We start from the raw sequence: 17,965 nt of genomic DNA on the forward strand, positions 1-17,965 counted from the left end.
TGAAGCAGATATTGTGTCAATGCTTCGTGCCTTTTTTGAAAGCAAAGGATATTTTGTCCTGTCAGCCGTAAATGGAACAGAAGCATTAAAGCAAGTGGAACAGGAACCGGATATTATCTTGCTTGATATTAATATGCCCGGACTGGATGGCCTGAAGGTTTGCGAACGTATTCGGGATTATGTGTCCTGCCCTATTCTTTTCTTGACTGCGCGAATAGAAGATACAGACAAAGTAAAAGGGTTTGCCGTCGGCGGTGATGATTATATTGTCAAGCCCTTTTCCCTTATGGAGCTTGAAGCAAGGGTGACTGCGCATTTGCGCAGGGAAGCAAGGCGTACCTTTGATGCACAGATCAAGTTCTCCGGTGACCTGACGGTTGATTATTCAGAGCGCTGCCTTTTCTTTGAGGGGCAGCGTCTTGGTCTTGCTAAAAAAGAATTTGATATTGTGGAACTGTTATCTCAAAATCCGGGACAGGTTTTTACGAAAGAACGGATTTATGAGCGCATTTGGGGTTATGACAGCATGGGGGACAGCAGTGTTGTGGCGGAGCATATCCGAAGGATACGGTCAAAGATTGCAGCATATACGGACAGGGCATATATTGAAACAGTTTGGGGGTGCGGATACAAATGGAGAAAATAAAGCACTATAGACTGAATTTATCTCTTAGGAAAAGTCTGGTGCTCTACGTGGCAGTTTTTGCGGTACTTGCTCTTATTCTCTCTATAATGACGATTTCCATATGCGATAACACAGTGGATACGATACGGAAGTCTTACCCGTCGGCCGGTGAAAAATATTATCTGACAAATGAGCAGGGCAAACGACTGGGCGACGGCGCTTATATCGGGAATGTACCCGTTATGCCTTCCGGGCAGGATGAACGTATCATCACTTTATTAGAATTGTTTTCTACGATTGCTGCACCTGTCTATTCCGCATTATGTATTATAGCGGCAGCATTTCTGTTTTACAGGGACAAGCTGAAAAAGCCGCTTGCAAACTTGCGCATTGCGGCTGAAAAAATATCAAATAATGACTTGGACTTTGCGGTAGGATACGACAGTAAAGATGAGTTGGGGGAGCTTGTGGATTCCTTTGAAATCATGCGCGCGGCTCTTGTAAATAATTTTTCTGAAATGTGGAGGCAGGTCGAAGAACGGAAAGCACTCAATGCTGCATTTGCCCATGATTTGCGTACCCCGCTTACAGTATTAAAAGGCTACAATGAAATGCTGCAGGTAAATGCAGATGAACGGACAAGAAAAATCGCTGCTACTATGGGAAGACACATATCCCGTATGGAGGCTTATGTAAGCAGTATGAGCAGTCTCAGGCGTTTGGAGGACACACAGCCGAAGTACGAGGCGGTTTCTCTGCAGCCGTTTTTGTCTTCTCTACAGGAAAACGCACAAATGGTATGTACACAAAATAGAAAAGCATTGCACCTGCAAAATGAGGCGCCTGCCTGTGAACTTTTTATAGATAGATCGTTCATTTTACAAGTATGCAATAATCTGTTAGCAAATGCCGTCCGCTATGCCCGGACGTCCATTACATTGTCTTTTTCTTTACAGAATAAAGGATTGCTGATCATGGTATTGGATGACGGAAAAGGCTTTGATAAGAATATTGTACATAAGGTAACGAATCCATATTTCACAGAAGAAGACCGTGCGGAACACTTTGGCCTTGGATTATATATCTGCAGGCTGCTCTGCGAACATCATGGCGGATATCTGAACATTGATAATACGCCGAATGGAGCTATGGTATCTGCATTTTTCAAAAATCTTTCTTTGTAGATAAAAAGTTGAAATTTACGCGTTATACTCGTCATAAAAACATAGGAAAGGAAGTTTGACATGGTTTTAAAAACAGTCGGGCTGACCAAACAATTTGGCGGGAAGACAGCCGTAAATGATTTGAACATTACTTTATCAAATGGTGTTTATGGACTATTGGGGGCAAATGGCGCGGGGAAAACTACATTTATGAGACTGCTGTGCAATCTTCAAAAACCTACTTCTGGAAGAATATTTCTGAATGGGAAAAACATTGCAGGGCTTGGAGAAAAGTATAGGAATCTTTTGGGATATCTGCCGCAGCATTTTGCGTATTACCCCGATTTTACCGCACTTGATTTTCTGCTGTATGTTGCAGCTCTAAAGGGAGTGGGTGAAAAAGCGGCGCAGAAAAAATCAAACGAATTACTTGAAGAGGTAGGATTATCTGCAGAAAGCAGACATAAAATTAAAACCTTTTCCGGCGGTATGAAACAGCGATTGGGAATTGCACAGGCAATGTTGAATAACCCGCGTATATTAATCTTAGACGAGCCGACAGCAGGGCTTGACCCTAAAGAGCGTGTCCGTTTTCGTAATCTGATCAGTGCATTTGCAAAAGATCGTATCGTAATCTTATCTACCCACATTGTTTCTGATGTAGAGTTTATTGCAGAGGAAATTATTATGATGAAATCCGGTTCAATTATTCACTTCGGGAAACCACAGGAGATCACGTCTGAAATCAATGGGCAGGTGTGGGAGTGTATTGTCCCATCGGCAAAGGCGGAGAAATATGCAGCAGCATTTAACACCAGCAATTTGCGCAACATGAATAATAACAAAACGGTTTTACGGATCATTGCAGATCATCCGCCTATGGCAGATGCTTCGCAGGTGCAGCCTAATTTGGAAGATTTGTATCTATTTTATTGTCTGTATAATGGGGTTAAAACCCTCGCCTTAAGGCGAAACCTTTAGGTCAACCCCATAACTTCAAGTTTAGAAAAAAGTAAAAATAGAAATACTAAACGTGAGGTGAAGAATATGGAGAATTATAGAAAATCGTCACATTGCACGTATGATATTAAGTACCATCTGGTTTGGATAACAAAATATAGAAAACCGGTGATAACAGGAAAGATAGCGGTACGGACAAGAGAATTAATCCGAATCATATGCGAAAAGAACGAGGTAGAAATCCTGGCAGGGCATGTAGGAAGTGCTCACATCCATATGCTGGTATCAGCACCGCCGCATCTATCAGCAAGTAAGCTGGTACAATATATTAAGGGAACAACATCCCGAAAATTGCAGATGGAATACAAAGAATTGAACAAGCAATTCTGGGGACGGCATTTGTGGGCAAGAGGATACTTTGTGGCAAGTAGTGGAAATGTAACAGATGAAATTATCAAAGAGTATATTAAAAATCAAGATTTACAAGAGAAATTAAAAACAGACAACTTTGAAATAAGTTAAAGATAAAAGGAATAACAAAGAGCAGAGACAACTTTAGGCTGCTTTAGCAGCACACCGAACCTACCGGCTTTAGCCGGTAGTGGTTCAGTTCAAAGGAGGCACAGAAGAATGAAAAAACTAATTCAATTTGAATTACGAAAAATATTTTCAAAACGCCTGACACAGATTGCTTTGCTTTTTGTGCTGTTTTATTCTGCCATTTTGGGGTTTTCCAGCTATCAAAATAAATACGCATTTGATGGAGTGAGCAAGGAAGGGACAGGAAAAACAGCCGTAGAGATTGATAAGGAGATTGCGGCGAAATATGAGGGAGTATTGACAGATGAAAAAGTTCAGCAAATGATGAATGACTTTGCTGCCCAAACGAACTTACATGGAATGAATGCTGCGTATCTCTATCATAACGCTCTGCAGTCTGCAGTTTTTACGCGGTTTTCTGATATGAATGGAAACTGGAACGGTGTTCGTGTTTCGGATGCATTTGGCGGTGAGGAAGTCAGGATTGGTTATGTTGACGGCTGGCTTACAACGAGCCAGAACATGGTTAAGATTTTTTTCATTCTTTCGCTGGTTATTGTTATTATGACCGCGCCTGTTTTCTGTGGTGAATATGGCGGAGTGGATAATATTATCCTTACAAGTAGATATGGAAGGACGAAATGTGGGGCGGCGAAAGTGGGCGCTGGTTTGATTGCTGCATTTATAGTGACACTGGCAGTAGCTGCCGTCAATATTTTGTTTGCATTTGTTCTATATGGAAGAGATGGATTGAATTGCAGCGTTCTTTTTGCGCCTATGCCATTTGATAATGGGTATATTCCTTTTAATATTACCTGTGGAACTTTGCTGAAATATCAAGTTTTGCTGGCTTTTACGGGAACATTGAGTGTTGCGGGAATTACGCTGCTAATCTCAGCTATCAGCAGGAATCAGATGGTGGCTCTGGTTGCTTCAGCGGCAGTGTACTTTTTCCCTGCTGTATTACCCATTTCGGAAAGTAATCCATTGTTTCGGTTTATAGGGCTTTTACCTATGTATCATGCTCAATTTGTTTCTCTCATGTCAATAGAACAAATGGATAACGGCATATTATATGCAATATGGGTTATTCCGACGGCATTTATTTTTATAGAAACAGGTGCTTTTGCTTCCCGTAGATTTTTTGCGAATCATCAAGTCACATAAAGAACGGGAGAAATAAATGAAATCACAAATACTATAATATTTCCTGTTAGGCAAAGGAATGCCAAGCTGGTGATAATTTTAATAAATCCAAAGTTACTTTCTTGTATATTTCAGGTATCTGAAATATAATAGATGCAGGAGGGATGGAAATGGATTATCTCACTGCTGCAGAGATTGCAAATAAATGGAAAGTGTCCAGCCGAATGGCTGCTTATTATTGTGAGGCCGGAAGGATAGAGGGTGCTGTAAAAAAAGGAAAGACCTGGTTTGTTCCGGCCGATGCCCCAAAACCTATGGATAGACGTTATTCCAGAGATATTATCAAAGCAAAGGAGAGTCAGGCAGCTGAAGATACACTTGCTGCAGCTGCCGCGGAATCGGCGGTTTATCATACGAAAGATATTTCTGAACATCTGGGGTTTACCCGTGAAACCCTGCGGTATTATGAGGAAATCGGACTTATCAAGCCGAAAAGAGGACAGTATAGCAGATATCGTGAATTTGACCTGTTTGACATGTCCCGTCTGATGGCGATTGATTTCTATAAGAAACGGGGCTTTTCGCCGGTTGCCATCAAAGGGATGGTGGAAGCGGAGCCAGAGGAATATGCCGAAAAGCTTCAGCAACAGTCAGACAGCCTGCAGGCTCAGATAGACCGGCTTTCTCAGATGCAGAAGCGTCTGAAGGAGACACAGCGTTTTTATCAGGATTTTTCCGAGAATACCGGTAAGCTTGAGATCCGGGAACTACCGCTTTATTATGTGGCAGAGCGGTTTCCTTCTGTAGCTTCCTTTGGAGAGTACAGGGATAAAGTGCTGCGGTTTCTCAACGTGGAGAATGAGGATATTCTTTCAAGCATGGTTCGGACGCTTACTTTTGATGAAACAGGTTACAAAGGCTCAGAAATGTATGTAGTAAAACCTGCCGGAAAAGTAGAATATGAGAAGCAAAATGTTTATCTGGAGCATGGGAAATGCCTGTATACTACATTGCTTGCAGATAATAATGACACTTCGGTTCCGGAAAAGATGTTTTCTCTGTGCCATACATGGGCAAAAGAAAATCAGGCAGCGTTTCGCGGTATGGTGTATATTTTTGTCCGTATGGCGATGCCAAATGAGGATATAGACAAACACATTTACGAAGTATGGGTTCCTCTAAAATGAATTACACTTTCCTATTGACTTGGGGGATTCCACTGGCTTTACAGTATTATTTGCAGGGCCGGTGTTTTTTTGGCCCTATTGAATAGAAGGGAGAAAAAAGAATGCGGCTGTTAATTATCAATACATTGCCTAAAGAGCATCTGCTGGCAGAAAAAGCAATATGCCGCCTGGAGGAAAAGACGGCGGAGTGTAAGACATTTTATATAAAAGATATGAAGATAACACCTTGTATTGGCTGCAATGCCTGTTGGTTAAAAACACCTGGTATTTGCGCTGTCAAAGATGATTACGAACAGATCCTAAGGGCTTATTTGCAATATGATGTTACTGTTTTTATCTCTGATACGACACTAGGATTTGTTGGCTATAAAATGAAAAATATAATAGACCGGATGCTGCCCATGGCGACTATGTATACCAGAATTGAAAACGGACAGACACGCCATGTTCCTCGTTATAAAAAAGAATTCCAATTCGGGCTTCTATATGCAGGTGAAGGAAATAAGGATTATTTATCACACTGGATGAGTCGGTTTTGTTTGAATTTTCATGGAATCAGTCTGGGGGCATATCCAATTGAAGCGTGGAAGGAGATGGCTGTATGCATTTCGTAATGATCAGCGGTGCTGCCCGTACACAGTCTAAGAGCAACACTGCGAAGATCCTTGCTGCATTTGGCGCGGGTTTGAATAGCAGCGGGAATACATCGGAGACTTGGTATCTCTCAGACCGAAAACAGTGGAAGAGAGCAAAGGCTGCGTTTGAAGAGAATGAGAATGTCCTGTTTGCCCTGCCGCTTTATGTAGAGAATGTGCCAGGGATTATGCTGGAGTTTTTAGCAGGTGTATCTGCAAAGGAACAGCCGGGAACCCAAATATCCTTTCTCCTGCAGGGAGGATTCCCGGAAGTATCTCAAGGACGATGCTGCGAAGAATTCTTAAAAATGCTTCCGGCACAGCTTGGATGTGCGTATGGCGGAACGATCATCAAAGGAGATATGTTCGGTCTCAGCCTGATGGGAGGAAGACTAGTACATTGAATAATTAATAACTGGCCTAATTAGCATTTGATTTTATGCCAGCTTTAACGGCTTCATCCTGACTTATTTCATCCATTTTATAAGTCCAATGGTATACAACTGGCTCCCTGTTGACCTCTTCAAAATACAGGTATATGCGGTCAGCGAGTTCCTCCTTTGATTTGACTCGAATTCCTTTTAACATCTGCTTTGTCATCTTGCTAAAGAAACTTTCTATCATGTTTAACCATGATCCATGCGTGGGCGTAAATACAAAGATAAATCGTCCCTCCGGACACGTTGCAAGATAGTTTTTTGTCTCCTTGGACTTGTGGGCAGAATGGTTATCGCATATGATACGTATCACATCCCCTTCTGGATATTTATTGTCCAGTTTCTTCAACAGATTGATAAAATCTGAACTTTTATGACTCTCGCTGACCAGTGGAATTGCTTCCCCAGTCAGCAGATCAATTCCTGCCAATAAGGAAAGAGTCCCTAAACGCTTATATTCCGCGTCACGGTAAACACATCCTGTATCCGCTGTTGGACGCAGGTCATCCCCGGTCGTTGCAATCGCCTGTATTCCGGGTTTTTCATCACAAGAAACTGTATGGACAACAATCCCATCTTCTGGGACGATTATGCTACCATCTTCATTAAACTGTAAGGATATTTGCTTATATACCAAAAGTACATCATGCATTTTCTGTTCAAATTCAGGGTCACGTTTTTCACAGTAATACTTGATTTTGAAAGGTTTGATTTCCGACTTGCGCAATATCTTTTGAACCATAGGTTTTGTGATCGTGGCAAGCCGGGGAAAGCCCACCTCTTGTGCATTTTTCTGAATATGCTGATGCAGGTTTTTCAGAGTCCAAAGTTCCTGGGAATAGCCAAGATCAGCTGGACGTTGGCAGGCCAAATCCACGATCCATGCCACAGCATCATCTGTAATTTCAATTGGATGACCAGGACGTGGTCTATCATATAAAGCAAGATCAACACCGCCTTCTTTAAACTTTTTAAGGCATAACTTAACGGTATTCACGTTAACATCTATGCGCTGTGCTATTGCGGCATTTGACTCACCTTGTGTTTTGTATATCAATATTTTTGCTCGGTCAACAATCTGAGCCTGTATTGTTCTGCATCTACACAGAGATTGGAGATATTCATAATCTTCCTGTTCAATATCTAATATATTTGCGTGTGCCATAATCAACATTCCTTCCTATATTAAATAATTTGATTATAACACTCATATATATATTTGGCTAGTTATTTAATTTATGATGTACTAGGAGCAAAACTGTTGCAGCCATTTGTGGAAGCCGGACAGCAGTTTGGAAAGGATGGTTATTTCCGGCCTGAAATCATGGAGTCTTTCTCGATACCGGAATATCTTTCGGCAAAGCAGATCCGCATTGCGAATGGCCCGCTCCGATATGTTCAAAGATTCGTGATGTGCTGTATTGCAAAAAAACTTGGGTGTAAGACAAGATTGGATGCAAGGCCATTAAGCGGAATTAATTCATGTGGTATGTAGGAGGAAACGAAGATGGTACAAGTTCGTGAAGTAGTCAAGGTCTTTGATGGAAAGGAAGTGCTGCGGCATCTCAATATGAGTGTGGAACGCGGCACTATCTATGGGCTACTCGGTGCAAACGGCGCCGGAAAGTCCACCATTGTGACTGGGCTCCTGTTGACATTTAATATGGTACGGAAAGTCGAAAGAATGGAAATATGATATAAAAAACAGAAAGAACAGTCTAAGCTATTCAGAGAAACATTGACAAACGAAAGCCTTTTCCATATAATTAAACTAATAGTTTAATTATTGGAGGGATTATGGGAAGAAGAAAAAAAGAACCGAGAGGCGTGCATCGGGAGAACATTGCCTCTGCTGCAGCCGTGCTTTTTATGGAAAAGGGTATTTCCCAGACATCTATGGATGATATTGCAAAAGCAGCAGGTTACAGTAAAGCAACGCTTTATGTGTATTTTGAAAGCAAGGAAGAAATTGTCAGCGTATTGGTATTGGGCAGCATGAAAAAGCTCTGCGCCTACATCACATCTGCCATACAGCATCAGGAATCCACACGTTCAAAGTATGACCTTATCTGCAAGGAACTGGTACGGTACCAGGAAGAATATCCGTTCTATTTCAAAATGACGCTGGAAAAAATAAAGTTTCATTTTGAGAGCCAGGACTTCTATCCGGAGGAAAGGGAAACTTTTCAGGTGGGAGAAGAGATTAATGAAATGATAAAGACTGTTTTGATGTCCGGTATGGTAAAGGGCGACTTGCGGGCAGATTTAGACATTGCGCCTGTTTCGTTTTCCTGTTGGGGAATGTTGTCAGGGCTGATTCAGTTTACGGCAAGTAAAGCGGATTACATCAAACAGTCCATGGGATTATCCAAAGAACAATTTCTTCAATGTGGATTTGATATGATCTACCAGTCTATTGCAGGTATGGAGGTAAAACAATGATCCAGAAGCAAGCGCTTGCGATTTTAGGGAGCCCTCATTCGGGTGGAATTACAGCAACTATGTTGAAACATTCTGTTAATGCTGCAGAAAGAGCGGGATATGCCGTTACCAAAATCAATTTATATGAAAAAAATCTTGCCTATTGTACAGGATGCAGGGCATGTTTAAAGAGAGAGCAATGTGTGCTGAAGGATGATATCCATGAAATTACTTCTCAGCTTGGGGCATGTCAGGTCGTGATCCTTGCTGCTCCCGTATATTGGGCAAATGTTCCGGCTCCTGTGAAAAATCTTTTTGACCGGTTGCTTGGAATTGCTATGGAAGAGACGAGAGCTTTCCCAAAACCAAGATTGTGCGGAAAGAAATATATGCTGCTGACCGCCTGTAATACCCCGGCTCCGTTTTCCTGGATATTCGGGCAAAGCAGAGGCGCAATCCGTAATATGGATGAATTTTTTAAAACTGCCGGTATGAAACCAATGGGGAAAATCGTCTGTGCCAATACAGGAAAGAGGAAGGCCGTACCAGACCACATCTTGAGAAAGATTGAGAGGCGATTCAAATGAGACAACATAATAAAAAGTTGCTTGTAGGCGTTGCTGCCGCCGCAGTTTTTTTAGGACTGATTGCTCTGACAGTTTATTTAAAAAGTGTATGGGATTATAAGCAGGCAGTACAGGAAATTTCTATTGGAGATGTCCGTATCAGTGATGTTGCCGACGGAGTTTATATTGGAGAATGCAATGTCAATTTCATTTATGCGAAGGTTGAAGTTACAGTACAAAATAAAGAGATTGAGAAGATCAGGATATTAGAGCATAAAAATGAACGCGGACAGGCGGCAGAGACGATTGTGGATCAGATTGTTTCGGAACAGAAGATTGATGTGGATGCCATATCGGGTGCGACCAACTCAAGCAAGGTCATAAAGAAAGCTGTTGAAAATGCTCTGGAAAACGGTTTACAATAAATTTTTCTGCTATCGTGAGGGAAAGCGCTGTCTAATGAGACAGGAGAACCGGATTAAAAATGCCAAAAAAAGTCGAGACTATATTCTGGAACAATGCTATACTGCGAACAGAAAATTTAAGAAAGGGGAACAGATATGCCGCATCAAGACAGCATTATCATAAAGGGATTGTGCCAGAATAACCTGAAAAATATTTCTCTTGAAATTCCAAAAGAAAAAATTATTGTATTTACCGGAGTTTCCGGTTCCGGAAAGTCCAGTATTGTATTCGATACGATTGCCGCAGAGAGCCAGCGGCAGATGAATGAAACGTATACGGCATATATTCGGAGCAGGCTCCCCAAGTTTGAGAAGCCGAAAGCAGAGAAGATTGAAAATCTGTCTGCATCGGTCATCATTGACCAGACAAGGCTTGGAGGGAATGCCCGGTCTACCGTAGGGACGATCAGCGATATGTATTCTGCCTTGCGTCTTCTCTATTCACGTATCGGGGAACCGTATGTGGGTACAGCTTCCTATTTTTCTTTCAATAAACCAAACGGGATGTGTCCGGAATGCTTTGGAATCGGTAAGGTGATGGAGCTTGATATTTTGCCGTTGATTGCAGAGGACAAGAGCTGGAATGAGGGGATGGTGGATCTCCCTACATTTCATGTGAATAACTGGTATTGGAAACAGTATATAGGAAGCGGTTTATTTGACCCTGAAAAAAAATGGCGTGATTATACGGAAGAGGAACGCAACCTCCTGCTATATGGCTCCAGGGAACAGGGCGGAGAGCGTGTGTCGAAGCAAGTAGAGGGAATCCATAATATGATGAGCCGCCTGCTTCTGAAACGTGACAATTCCGATATGAGCGAGACATCCATGAAACGTCTGGCAAATTATGTGCATCCTCTGGAATGTCCGCTCTGTCGTGGGAAACGCTTAAATTCTGCAGCGCTTTCCTGCAAAGTCGCAGGTTACAGCATTAACGAGATGTGCGGGATGGAGCTTACAGAGCTTCGGAAAGTGTTGGAAACCATTACAGATCCAAGGGGCAAGTCGATTGCAGAAGGGCTGGTTACAACTCTGAACCGGATGATCGACATTGGGCTTCCTTATCTTTCCCTGAACCGGGAGTCTGCCACTTTATCAGGCGGTGAGGCGCAGCGTCTTAAGCTTGTACGGTATATGGGAAGTGCGCTTACCGGAATGACTTATATATTTGATGAGCCGAGTACCGGAATGCATCCGCGGGATGTCCACCGTATGACAAAATTGCTCTTGTCCTTGCGGGACAAGGGGAACAGTGTTTTGGTGGTGGAGCATGACAAGGATGTGATTTGCATTGCAGATGAAGTGATTGATATCGGACCGTTGGCGGGGAGAAAAGGCGGGGAAATCCTATATCAGGGAAGCTATACCGGGCTTTTGGATTCTGGCACTCTAACAGGTAATGCCATGAAAGCGTTGATACCATTGAAAGAAACGACCAGAAAACCGGAAGGGTTTCTTCCGGTCCGAAACGCAAATATCCATAACCTGAAGAATGTTTCCGCTGATATTCCATTAAATGTATTGACCGCTGTGACTGGTGTGGCGGGTTCGGGGAAGAGTTCGCTGATTCGTGATATTTTTGCGAAGCAGTATGAGGAACGGGTGATTTTAGTGGATCAGTCTCCGGTGACGGCCACAGGACGCTCTACGCCTGCAACTTTTTTAGGATTTTTCGATGATATACGTAAACTGCTGGCGAAAGAGAACGGTGTAGGTGCAGGCTTGTTTTCCTTTAACAGTAAAGGGGCATGCCCGGACTGTAAAGGACGGGGAGTGATTGTGACAGAGCTGGTTTTCATGGATCCGGTGACGACCACCTGTGAGGCCTGCGGCGGCAGCCGGTACAGTGAAGAAGCCCTTTCGTATTCCTATCATGGAAAAAATATTGTGGATATTCTGGACATGAATGCGGAAGAAGCAGAAGAGTTTTTTTCAGGCTGTCCAAAGATTCGCAAAGCTGTACATGCTATGGTGGAGGTTGGGTTATCCTATCTATCATTGGGGCAGCCTCTGTCTACGTTATCCGGCGGAGAGCGCCAGAGGGTGAAACTGGCAAAATATCTGGATAAGAGAGGCAATATCTACGTGCTGGATGAACCGACAACGGGACTTCATGCTTCAGATGTACAGACAGTCATGGAGCTTTTAGACAGTTTTGTAAAGCGGGGCAATACGGTAATTGTGATAGAACACAATATGGATGTGGTAAAGCTGGCAGATTATGTGATTGACATCGGCCCGGATGGCGGAACATCCGGAGGGGAAATTGTCTTTACCGGAACTCCGTCAGAGATGGCTTGGCATGGGAAAACGATTACGGCTGAATATTTACGGAGGTCTTTGCAATAAATCGAGTGTTTTACCTGGCCGGAATCTAGTACAGCATTGCATAATTAACAGTGAATTCTGCGAGGTTGTACTAGATTCATTAACTGTATGGTTTTTGAATCTGGATTCTGACAGGGTGGAGCATTAGCAGTATATCAGGAGGGCGGTATGAACGAACAAATGGAGGCTGTTCAGAGGATGCAGGAATATATTGAGGGACATTTGGAAGAAGAACTTACATTAACTCAACTTTCGGAAGTTTCGCTCTATTCCCCATGGCATTCCTACCGGCTGTTTAAGAATTATCTGGGGGCAACTCCGGCGGAATATATTCGGAAGCTGCGTCTTACACGTTCCGCTATGCGGCTGAAGCAGGAGCAGTGTCTTGTTTCAGATGTAGCTTATGAGTGCGGCTTTGGCAGTGTGGACGGATATACACGAGCCTTTTACAAAGAATTTGGCTGTAATCCAGGAGACTATGTAAAGGACCCGGTTCCTATTGCGCTTTTTATCCCTTATGGTGTGAAATTCAAAGAATTAAGGAAGGATGTTGTTGATATGGAAAATTTGCAGAGTGTTTTTGTACAGGTAATCCGAAAGCCAGAGCGCAAGGCAATCATCAAGCGGGGTATTTGCGCAGAGGATTATTTTGATTACTGCAGCGAGGTAAACTGTGACATATGGGGAATTCTCACGAGTATGGATTCTCTCTGCGGGGAGCCCGTCTGCCTTTGGCTGCCTGAAAGATTTAAGACGCCGGGTACGTCTACTTATGTACAGGGGGTAGAAGTGGAGTCAGACTATGCAGGTGGGATCCCGGAAGGATTTGATATCATTTCCCTGCCTGCTTCGGAGTATCTGGTTTTTCAGGGTGAGCCGTTCAGGGAGGAAGATTATTCCCAGGCAATCCTTTCCGTACAGTATTCTATGAACCAATATGATCCGGCAGTGATTGGTTACGAATGGGATGACGATAGCCCACGTATCCAGCTGGAACCGCGGGGGGAACGGGGATATATAGAATTGCGTGCAATTAAGGCGCTTAATGTGCATTGTCAGAGCGATAGAATAAAGTAAATATCTAAGATTCTAATTATCATATAGGGCAACTATATTATGTACTTTATATTTTATTTTTTCACGGATATGTAAAGGTTCCAGACATTCGCACTTATCGCCAAAACTTAGAAGTATATCATAGTAGTAGTCTCTATCAATAAAGGGGAAGTCTACAATGTAATATTCATCGTCATCTGGCGTAAAGTGTTCATAAGCGCAGAAGTCAAGTACTCTGTCCATTATAGATTTATGGATACGGATTTTGATTTCTATTTGCAGTGTTTCCACAATTTCTGCGATGTCTAAAATAGGTTTTTGATAAGCCCGTGGAACAAAAGTATCTTTTTTCATTTGCAAATCTGTCATGCGAGACAATCGAAATAAGCGGTAATCATTTCTGCTATAACAGTATCCTTGAAAATACCAATGATTGCTTTTTAGTACAAGCTGATATGGTTCGACTGTTCGTGTTGTTTTATTTCCATGACGATCTATATAACTAAAGGAAATTGCCCTGTTTTCCTGCAAAGCAGTTTTTATAATTTCCAAATACGATTGAGTATTTCTGTTGCTTACCCACGGGCTCAGATCTATACATATTTGGTTCACTTTTAGCTCTATATCTTTCGCTCTGTCGGCAGGAATAAAACTTTTGACTTTTGCCAAAGCGTGTATCAATTCATCCCCCCGAACTATATTGTAAAGGTTGGAAAGGCCCATCAAAAGTGCTGAGAGGTCATCCGCCGAAAAAACTTTTTTATCAACCTTATAATCTGGCATAATTTCAAATCCTCCGCCTACTCCTGATGTAGAACGGATAGGAATACCTGCCATGCTAATTGTGTCTATATCGCGGTATATTGTGCGGGGCGAGACTTCAAACGTATCTGCTAACTTCTGTGCGCTTACCCTCTTTTTTTCAAGGAGTATCATAATAATACTAACAAGTCTATCTACTTTCATTCGAGAGCCGCCTTTCAAATTCTTTTATTATCACATAAATGCTGACATAATGATGTCAACAATTACATGATACAATAAGGGAGCAGACTAATCAACTATGAAGATGGAGGAGAGTTATGTTTACGATCTATGTCTATACTCTTGACACTATGGCAGACTGGGAAATAGGGTACGTTACCGCGGAATTAAATTCTGGTCGATTCTTCAAAAAGGATGCACCAGACGTATCGGTCAAAACGGTCGGTATTTCAAAAGAGCCCATAAAAACAATGGGCGGTCTTAACATTATTCCAGATTGTGTAATTGATAATATTGTGATGAATGATAAGAGTGTTCTACTGTTGCCAGGGGGAAACACCTGGGATGATCCGAAACATGGTGCTATTATCAAGAAAGCGACTGAGCTACTTTCTGTGGGTGCTACTGTGTGCGCTATCTGTGGCGCTACTGTTGCTCTGGCCCGCGCAGGACTGCTAGATCAGCGCCCGCACACAAGCAACGGAGCAGGGTTTCTTGAAATGTTTTGCCCCAACTATAAAGGGACAGATTGCTTTGTGGACAAGCTTTCTGTTGTGGGTGACAATCTCATTACCGCAAGTGCATCTGGAGCCTTGCTGTGGGCAAAGCAGATTATTGAGCACTTAGGCGTTTTTAGACCCGACACGCTGGAAGAATGGTATGCGTATTTTAATACTGGCGAGACACAACATTTCTTTGCGCTTATGCAAACACTACCAAAGGCTAATAAGTAACATCAATCTGCCCAGCGGCAGAAAAGAAATTTCCACCATAACTTATCTCATACAAGCTCCATCAGCTGAAAAGCGCGGCACCTCAAATATGCCAAAAAAAGTCGAGAAGATATTTCCGGGTAATGCTATACTGCAATCTGAAAACAGGAGTAAGAGAGGAGATAAAAATGAGAAAAGCGAAAGAAGCCATCAGAGTAAGCGGCCTTACAAAAATTTATAACGGGAAAAAGGTATTGGACGGCTTGAATCTTTCCGTTAAGAATGGCACAGTCTTTGGGCTGCTGGGAGCAAATGGAGCAGGGAAAAGTACAACGATTGAATGTATCTTAGGAACCAGGCGGGCCGAACAAGGGACAGCGCTTGTATTGGGACGTGACCCAGGAAAAGAACGCCGGGCACTGTTCCAAAAGGTAGGCGTCCAGTTTCAAGAAGGAGATTATCAGCCAGAGATTAAAGTTTCCGAAATATGCGAGGAAATAGCATGTTTATATGACAGCCCGTCAGACTGGAGGGAACTCTGTGAGCGGTTTGGAATTGGCGATAAGCTGAAAAATGCGGTAAAAAGTCTGTCAGGGGGTGAACGTCAGAGGTTGTTTATTGCCTTGGCGCTTATCCCGGCGCCGGAGCTGGTTTTCTTAGACGAGCTTACAACGGGGCTTGATGCGAAGGCAAGGAGGACAGTGTGGAAGATTCTGGAGGATTTAAAAGCGCAGGGGCTGACTATTTTTCTTACATCGCATTTTATGGATGAGGTGGAAGCGCTCTGTGATGAGGTCTGTATCCTGAAAAAAGGTAAGACGGTGTTTTATGGAACAATAGAGCAGGCAAAAGAGCAAAGCGGATGTGAAAAATTTGAGGATGCTTATTTAAAATTTTCAGATGAGGAGGCAGATGCATGAGGACTTTTACAAATCTTTTGAAAACAGAACTAAAATTGAATATCCGAAATATGAATATGGTTATTTTTGCGGTGATTATGCCGGTAGTAGTACTGGTTGTCCTTGGGATTATTTATCAGTCCAGGCCGGCATATCCCGGAGCAGAGTATACGTTTCTGGAGCAGTCTATGAGTGCGGTGTGTACCATATCTATTTGTGCCGGAGGCCTTATGGGTCTGCCGATTGTGGTATCGGAATATCGGGAACGTAAAATCCTGAAACGTTTTCAGGTGACTCCTGTGAGCCCGGTCATGCTTCTCGTTGTAGAATTTACGATTTATGTATTGTATGCCCTTGTTTCTATGGTTCTTCTCTTTCCGGCCGCTGCATGCTTCTGGGGAGTGGCGTTTCGTGGGAGTTGGCCTGCCTTTATTGGGAGCTGGTTTCTTACATTGATTTCTACCTTAAGTATCGGCATGATGGTAGGCGGGATTGCAAAAGATACGAAAATAGCCAGCGTTATAGCCAGTATCCTGTATTTCCCTATGTTGATATTTTCAGGAGCAACTGTACCGTTTGAGGTAATGCCAAAGATGCTGCAGAAGATTGTCGGATTGTTTCCTTTGACACAGGGGATACAGCTTATGAAAGCGGCATCACTGGGGCTGGCTGTTGATAACCTGTGGCTGCCGGTAGCGGTCATGGGGGCTGTTGCTATTGTTTGCACGGGAATTGCGGTGAAGTGCTTTCAGTGGGAATAAACATTAGCAAAATATAATCAGTGATTCTGACTATAGGGACTGCGGTGTATAAATGACAGCTATTTGAGGAAAAATAAAATATCTCTCAATGGAGGACAGAATTTATGCGTAATTTTTTTTATGGATGGTATTTTAAATGTCAGTCTGCGACTCAGACGCTGGCAGTTATACCGGCAGTCCACAAGTCAGAACAAAAGAAATTTTGTTCCATTCAGATCATTACAGAACATCATTCATGGAAAGTTGATTTCCCTGTTGCTGCATTTCATCGGACAGGAGAGGATATTCGGATAGGACAAAATCGCTTTGGAAAGAGAGGAATCCTTTTGGCAATACATACGCCAGAGTTAAATATAAATGGAAAATTGCATTTTGGACCGATTTTTCCTTTAAAATATGATATTATGGGGCCATTTTCCGTACTGCCTTTTCTAGAATGCCGGCATAGTGTGCAAAGCATGCGGCATTTTGTTCAAGGCAGGGTGTACGTTAATGGCCAGGAATATTTGTTTCAGGATGCATTCGGATATTGGGAGGGTGACCAGGGATGTTCATTTCCTAAAGAATATGTGTGGACACAGTGCGGTTTCCCGGACGGGTCGCTGATGTTATCTGTGGCCGATGTTCCCGTTGCAGGGTTTCATTTTCGCGGCGTCATAGGTGTTGTGTTATGGAAGGGCAGAGAATATCGGCTGGCAACTTATTTGGGGGCAAGAGCAGTACAGGCTCAGAATGGGAAACTTCGAATTGTTCAGGGAGATTTGGAGTTAGAAGCAAGATTGCTGGAGGGAGTCAAGCGCCCTCTTAAAGCTCCTGCTAATGGAGACATGACGAGGACGATTCACGAAAGCGCGGCTTGCCAGGCATTTTACAGATTTCGGAAGGGAGAACGTATTTTCTTTTCCTTTAAGACAGACAGGGCTTCTTTTGAATATGAATTATCGAAGTAAATGTTGGTTGCCAGCGGATTTTCCGTTGGCAATTTTGCTTTGGCTTTCAGATTAAGCATTCACCTTACATTTTTGTAAGAAAATATCCCATGAGAATAAAATTGCTCTTAGTATTTGTTGCCGTTTCCCA

Annotated in this window: 21 protein-coding genes; 19 read left to right on the forward strand and 2 right to left on the reverse strand. The window is 42.8% G+C overall.

Annotated features, from left to right (window positions below; all coding sequences use genetic code 11):
- The first annotated feature begins 19 nt into the window (after positions 1-19).
- From AC6I3O_RS27330 to AC6I3O_RS27365, 8 genes are all read left to right on the forward strand, one after another.
- The gene (locus AC6I3O_RS27330) at positions 20-646 is read left to right on the forward strand and encodes a response regulator transcription factor (protein WP_497854185.1); all 627 of its coding nucleotides are present in this window, start codon (positions 20-22) and stop codon (positions 644-646) included.
- Positions 634-1,809 (forward strand): HAMP domain-containing sensor histidine kinase, encoded by a 1,176-nt coding sequence (locus AC6I3O_RS27335; RefSeq protein ID WP_497853909.1) that lies wholly within the window; start codon positions 634-636, stop codon positions 1,807-1,809. The genes AC6I3O_RS27330 and AC6I3O_RS27335 overlap by 13 nt, the downstream gene beginning before the upstream one ends.
- A 60-nt stretch (positions 1,810-1,869) precedes the next feature.
- On the forward strand, positions 1,870-2,769 hold the full coding sequence (locus AC6I3O_RS27340) for an ABC transporter ATP-binding protein (RefSeq protein ID WP_497853911.1): 900 nt from the start codon (positions 1,870-1,872) through the stop codon (positions 2,767-2,769).
- Between the two features lie 66 nt (positions 2,770-2,835).
- Complete coding sequence (gene tnpA, locus AC6I3O_RS27345; RefSeq protein WP_497853913.1) at positions 2,836-3,270, forward strand: IS200/IS605 family transposase; 435 nt, start codon at positions 2,836-2,838, stop codon at positions 3,268-3,270.
- 108 nt (positions 3,271-3,378) lie between these two features.
- On the forward strand, positions 3,379-4,455 hold the full coding sequence (locus AC6I3O_RS27350; protein ID WP_497853916.1) for an ABC transporter permease: 1,077 nt from the start codon (positions 3,379-3,381) through the stop codon (positions 4,453-4,455).
- Positions 4,456-4,604: 149 nt separating this feature from the next.
- Complete coding sequence (locus AC6I3O_RS27355) at positions 4,605-5,621, forward strand: MerR family transcriptional regulator (RefSeq protein WP_497853919.1); 1,017 nt, start codon at positions 4,605-4,607, stop codon at positions 5,619-5,621.
- Between the two features lie 101 nt (positions 5,622-5,722).
- The gene (locus AC6I3O_RS27360) at positions 5,723-6,235 is read left to right on the forward strand and encodes a flavodoxin family protein (protein ID WP_016220836.1); all 513 of its coding nucleotides are present in this window, start codon (positions 5,723-5,725) and stop codon (positions 6,233-6,235) included.
- Positions 6,223-6,660 (forward strand): hypothetical protein, encoded by a 438-nt coding sequence (locus AC6I3O_RS27365; RefSeq protein WP_497853921.1) that lies wholly within the window; start codon positions 6,223-6,225, stop codon positions 6,658-6,660. Before AC6I3O_RS27360 ends, AC6I3O_RS27365 begins: the two co-directional genes overlap by 13 nt.
- A gap of 16 nt (positions 6,661-6,676) precedes the next feature.
- Here AC6I3O_RS27365 and AC6I3O_RS27370 read toward each other — a convergent pair whose 3' ends face one another.
- The gene (locus tag AC6I3O_RS27370) at positions 6,677-7,858 is read right to left on the reverse strand and encodes an IS630 family transposase (RefSeq protein ID WP_304523360.1); all 1,182 of its coding nucleotides are present in this window, start codon (positions 7,856-7,858) and stop codon (positions 6,677-6,679) included.
- A 96-nt stretch (positions 7,859-7,954) separates the two neighbouring features.
- Between AC6I3O_RS27370 and AC6I3O_RS27375 the strand changes: the two genes are divergently transcribed.
- The 7 genes from AC6I3O_RS27375 to AC6I3O_RS27405 all read left to right on the forward strand — a co-directional run bounded on the left by AC6I3O_RS27375 (position 7,955) and on the right by AC6I3O_RS27405 (position 13,549).
- A complete protein-coding gene (locus AC6I3O_RS27375) occupies positions 7,955-8,188 on the forward strand; it encodes a hypothetical protein (RefSeq protein WP_497853923.1) in 234 nt (77 codons plus the stop codon).
- Positions 8,189-8,200: 12 nt separating this feature from the next.
- Positions 8,201-8,389 (forward strand): ATP-binding cassette domain-containing protein, encoded by a 189-nt coding sequence (locus tag AC6I3O_RS27380; protein ID WP_497853925.1) that lies wholly within the window; start codon positions 8,201-8,203, stop codon positions 8,387-8,389.
- Between the two features lie 101 nt (positions 8,390-8,490).
- On the forward strand, positions 8,491-9,135 hold the full coding sequence (locus AC6I3O_RS27385) for a TetR/AcrR family transcriptional regulator (RefSeq protein WP_497853927.1): 645 nt from the start codon (positions 8,491-8,493) through the stop codon (positions 9,133-9,135).
- A complete protein-coding gene (locus tag AC6I3O_RS27390; RefSeq protein WP_159757464.1) occupies positions 9,132-9,701 on the forward strand; it encodes a flavodoxin family protein in 570 nt (189 codons plus the stop codon). Before AC6I3O_RS27385 ends, AC6I3O_RS27390 begins: the two co-directional genes overlap by 4 nt.
- The gene (locus AC6I3O_RS27395; RefSeq protein ID WP_159757467.1) at positions 9,698-10,105 is read left to right on the forward strand and encodes an FMN-binding protein; all 408 of its coding nucleotides are present in this window, start codon (positions 9,698-9,700) and stop codon (positions 10,103-10,105) included. The genes AC6I3O_RS27390 and AC6I3O_RS27395 overlap by 4 nt, the downstream gene beginning before the upstream one ends.
- A gap of 135 nt (positions 10,106-10,240) precedes the next feature.
- Complete coding sequence (locus AC6I3O_RS27400; protein WP_497853930.1) at positions 10,241-12,493, forward strand: ATP-binding cassette domain-containing protein; 2,253 nt, start codon at positions 10,241-10,243, stop codon at positions 12,491-12,493.
- A 147-nt stretch (positions 12,494-12,640) separates the two neighbouring features.
- Positions 12,641-13,549: a helix-turn-helix transcriptional regulator gene (locus AC6I3O_RS27405; RefSeq protein ID WP_159757470.1), complete on the forward strand. Its 909-nt coding sequence runs from the start codon at positions 12,641-12,643 to the stop codon at positions 13,547-13,549.
- A 12-nt stretch (positions 13,550-13,561) separates the two neighbouring features.
- On the opposite strand, the gene AC6I3O_RS27410 is transcribed toward AC6I3O_RS27405, so the two are convergent.
- Entirely contained in the window at positions 13,562-14,494 is a 933-nt protein-coding gene (locus tag AC6I3O_RS27410) for a helix-turn-helix transcriptional regulator (RefSeq protein ID WP_159757473.1), read from the reverse strand.
- A gap of 116 nt (positions 14,495-14,610) precedes the next feature.
- On the opposite strand from AC6I3O_RS27410, the gene AC6I3O_RS27415 reads away from it, so the two are divergent.
- The 4 genes from AC6I3O_RS27415 to AC6I3O_RS27430 all read left to right on the forward strand — a co-directional run bounded on the left by AC6I3O_RS27415 (position 14,611) and on the right by AC6I3O_RS27430 (position 17,835).
- Complete coding sequence (locus AC6I3O_RS27415) at positions 14,611-15,246, forward strand: type 1 glutamine amidotransferase family protein (RefSeq protein ID WP_016220827.1); 636 nt, start codon at positions 14,611-14,613, stop codon at positions 15,244-15,246.
- A 167-nt stretch (positions 15,247-15,413) separates the two neighbouring features.
- Complete coding sequence (locus tag AC6I3O_RS27420) at positions 15,414-16,145, forward strand: ABC transporter ATP-binding protein (protein ID WP_016220826.1); 732 nt, start codon at positions 15,414-15,416, stop codon at positions 16,143-16,145.
- Complete coding sequence (locus AC6I3O_RS27425) at positions 16,142-16,885, forward strand: ABC transporter permease (protein ID WP_016220825.1); 744 nt, start codon at positions 16,142-16,144, stop codon at positions 16,883-16,885. Before AC6I3O_RS27420 ends, AC6I3O_RS27425 begins: the two co-directional genes overlap by 4 nt.
- A gap of 104 nt (positions 16,886-16,989) precedes the next feature.
- The gene (locus tag AC6I3O_RS27430) at positions 16,990-17,835 is read left to right on the forward strand and encodes a tocopherol cyclase family protein (RefSeq protein WP_288175909.1); all 846 of its coding nucleotides are present in this window, start codon (positions 16,990-16,992) and stop codon (positions 17,833-17,835) included.
- Positions 17,836-17,965 lie beyond the last annotated feature (130 nt).

It is taken from the genome of Sporofaciens sp. St.21A7 (assembly GCF_059728535.1).

Excerpts from the sequence above, each read along its gene's own strand:
- AC6I3O_RS27380 (WP_497853925.1), top strand. The coding sequence starts at position 8,201 with ATGGTACAAGTTCGTGAAGTAGTCAAGGTCTTTGATGGAAAGGAAGTG.
- tnpA (WP_497853913.1), top strand. The coding sequence starts at position 2,836 with ATGGAGAATTATAGAAAATCGTCACATTGCACGTATGATATTAAGTAC.
- AC6I3O_RS27350 (WP_497853916.1), top strand. The coding sequence starts at position 3,379 with ATGAAAAAACTAATTCAATTTGAATTACGAAAAATATTTTCAAAACGC.
- AC6I3O_RS27390 (WP_159757464.1), top strand. The coding sequence starts at position 9,132 with ATGATCCAGAAGCAAGCGCTTGCGATTTTAGGGAGCCCTCATTCGGGT.
- AC6I3O_RS27430 (WP_288175909.1), top strand. The coding sequence starts at position 16,990 with ATGCGTAATTTTTTTTATGGATGGTATTTTAAATGTCAGTCTGCGACT.
- AC6I3O_RS27425 (WP_016220825.1), top strand. The coding sequence starts at position 16,142 with ATGAGGACTTTTACAAATCTTTTGAAAACAGAACTAAAATTGAATATC.
- AC6I3O_RS27330 (WP_497854185.1), top strand. The coding sequence starts at position 20 with ATGCTTCGTGCCTTTTTTGAAAGCAAAGGATATTTTGTCCTGTCAGCC.
- AC6I3O_RS27405 (WP_159757470.1), top strand. The coding sequence starts at position 12,641 with ATGAACGAACAAATGGAGGCTGTTCAGAGGATGCAGGAATATATTGAG.
- AC6I3O_RS27400 (WP_497853930.1), top strand. The coding sequence starts at position 10,241 with ATGCCGCATCAAGACAGCATTATCATAAAGGGATTGTGCCAGAATAAC.
- AC6I3O_RS27340 (WP_497853911.1), top strand. The coding sequence starts at position 1,870 with ATGGTTTTAAAAACAGTCGGGCTGACCAAACAATTTGGCGGGAAGACA.
- AC6I3O_RS27415 (WP_016220827.1), top strand. The coding sequence starts at position 14,611 with ATGTTTACGATCTATGTCTATACTCTTGACACTATGGCAGACTGGGAA.
- AC6I3O_RS27355 (WP_497853919.1), top strand. The coding sequence starts at position 4,605 with ATGGATTATCTCACTGCTGCAGAGATTGCAAATAAATGGAAAGTGTCC.
- AC6I3O_RS27410 (WP_159757473.1), bottom strand. The coding sequence starts at position 14,494 with ATGAAAGTAGATAGACTTGTTAGTATTATTATGATACTCCTTGAAAAA.
- AC6I3O_RS27395 (WP_159757467.1), top strand. The coding sequence starts at position 9,698 with ATGAGACAACATAATAAAAAGTTGCTTGTAGGCGTTGCTGCCGCCGCA.
- AC6I3O_RS27360 (WP_016220836.1), top strand. The coding sequence starts at position 5,723 with ATGCGGCTGTTAATTATCAATACATTGCCTAAAGAGCATCTGCTGGCA.
- AC6I3O_RS27370 (WP_304523360.1), bottom strand. The coding sequence starts at position 7,858 with ATGGCACACGCAAATATATTAGATATTGAACAGGAAGATTATGAATAT.
- AC6I3O_RS27420 (WP_016220826.1), top strand. The coding sequence starts at position 15,414 with ATGAGAAAAGCGAAAGAAGCCATCAGAGTAAGCGGCCTTACAAAAATT.
- AC6I3O_RS27365 (WP_497853921.1), top strand. The coding sequence starts at position 6,223 with ATGCATTTCGTAATGATCAGCGGTGCTGCCCGTACACAGTCTAAGAGC.
- AC6I3O_RS27335 (WP_497853909.1), top strand. The coding sequence starts at position 634 with ATGGAGAAAATAAAGCACTATAGACTGAATTTATCTCTTAGGAAAAGT.
- AC6I3O_RS27385 (WP_497853927.1), top strand. The coding sequence starts at position 8,491 with ATGGGAAGAAGAAAAAAAGAACCGAGAGGCGTGCATCGGGAGAACATT.